The following is a 1698-nucleotide window of genomic DNA, read 5'->3' on the forward strand; positions in this document are numbered from 1 at the left end:
ACTTGCGGTGTCGACATCACCATCCTGCCGCCGGCCGAAGAGTTTCCGGATTCGGTGTTCGTTGAAGATCCGGCCCTGTGCACGCCGCATTGCGGTATCGTCACCCGCCCGGGTGCCGACAGCCGCCGCGGTGAAGCCGAACTGATGGCGCCCATCCTTGCCCGCTTCTACAAGAACGTCGAGCGCATTGTCGAGCCGGGCACGCTGGACGCAGGCGACGTGATGATGGTCGGCAACCACTACTATATCGGCAACTCGGCCCGTACCAATGCCGAGGGCGCGCGCCAGCTGATCGCCATTCTGGAAAAGTACGGCATGACCGGTTCTGTCGTTTCCATGGACGAGGTGCTGCACCTGAAGACCGGGCTTGCCTATCTGGAGAACAACAACCTGATGTGCGCCGGCGAGTTCCTGACCAAGCCCGAATTCCAGAAGTACAACATTATCGAGCTGCCGGAAGACGAGATCTACGCCGCCAACTGCATCTGGGTCAACGGCAAGGTGATCATGCCTTCCGGCTACCCGAAGACCGCCGCCAAGATCGCCGCGCTCGGCTACGAGGTGATCGAGGTTGATACCTCGGAATACCGTAAGGTTGACGGCGGTGTCAGCTGCATGTCGCTACGCTTCTGAGCCCTGGCAAGGCACTGGCAGGCAGCCGCTGCGCACTCGCGTCGCGGCTGTTTTTTAGTCTTCAAGAAAGAATCCCTATGTCTCAGACACAAGACAAGAAGCTGGGCGTGGTGTCGCAACCGGAGCTGGCGCAGATGAAGAACCCGTCGATGGCGGCGGTGCTCTCGCATGTGGTTGGCCCGTGGGGCGGGATGCTGATCAATATCGGTCTGGTGCTGTCGGTTGGCGGCGCACTGCTTGCCTGGACCATGATCTCCAGCGAGATGCTGTATCTGGCTGCGCGCGGCGACAACAATACCGCGCCCAAGGCATTCGGCAAGCTCAACAAGAACGGCACGCCGGCCAATGCGCTATGGCTGACCAATAGCCTGATCTCGCTGGTGCTGGTGATCAACCATCTGAACGATGCCGGTTACAACATCCTGATCCAGCTGGCTTCGTCGATGGCGCTGATCCCTTACCTGCTATGCGCCGGCTTTGGTCTGCGTCTGGCGCTCAAGGCAAAGGTCAAGTCGGTGACGCTGGTCGCTCTGACCGCGCTGGGCACGGTATACGGCATCTGGCTGATCTACGCCGGCGGCCTGAGCTTTTTGCTGCTGTCGATGATCCTGTATGCGCTGGGCCTGCCATTTTATCTGAAGGCCAAGCACGAGCGGGGCGAGAAGTTCTTCTCCCATCCGCTGGAAGCCGCGCTGGGCTTGCTGGTGCTGGCCTTGGCCATCGCTGCGCTGTACATGGTGTCGCAGGGGACGCTGGCCTTGTAAGGCAGATTTGGGTAGCCGCAGACGTAAAAAAGCCAGCCGTTCATCCGGCTGGCTTTTCCTGGTCAAGCGCTGCTTGGTGCAGCGTTAAATCAGGCGCGCTTCTTGAATTCGTTGGTGCGCGTGTCGATTTCGATCTTGTCGCCGGTGTTGACGAAAGCCGGAACCGGGATTTCGAAGGTGGTGCCTGCCAGACGGGCCGGCTTCAGCACTTTACCCGAGGTATCGCCACGTACGGCAGGCTCGGTGTATTCAACTTCGCGCACAACCGTCGTCGGCAGTTCAACCGAGATGGCCTTGCCGT

General features: G+C 60.1%; 2 protein-coding genes and 1 pseudogene. 2 read left to right on the top strand and 1 reads right to left on the bottom strand.

Features of this window, described 5'->3' with window-relative positions; translation table 11 throughout:
- Positions 1 to 633, top strand: a 633-nt coding sequence (locus EGI20_RS18350) for a dimethylarginine dimethylaminohydrolase family protein (RefSeq protein ID WP_498633010.1), incomplete at its 5' end; no start/stop codon positions are given.
- Between the two features lie 77 nt (positions 634 to 710).
- On the top strand, positions 711 to 1397 hold the full coding sequence (locus tag EGI20_RS18355; protein WP_498633131.1) for an amino acid permease: 687 nt from the start codon (positions 711 to 713) through the stop codon (positions 1395 to 1397).
- 89 nt (positions 1398 to 1486) lie between these two features.
- On the opposite strand, the pseudogene EGI20_RS18360 reads toward EGI20_RS18355, so the two are convergent.
- Positions 1487 to 1698: pseudogene (locus EGI20_RS18360) on the bottom strand (elongation factor P); the annotation flags it as partial.

This window comes from Aquitalea sp. S1-19 (assembly GCF_024343515.1).

Coding starts and splice junctions, on each gene's coding strand:
- EGI20_RS18355 (WP_498633131.1), top strand. CDS start 711: ATGTCTCAGACACAAGACAAGAAGCTGGGCGTGGTGTCGCAACCGGAG.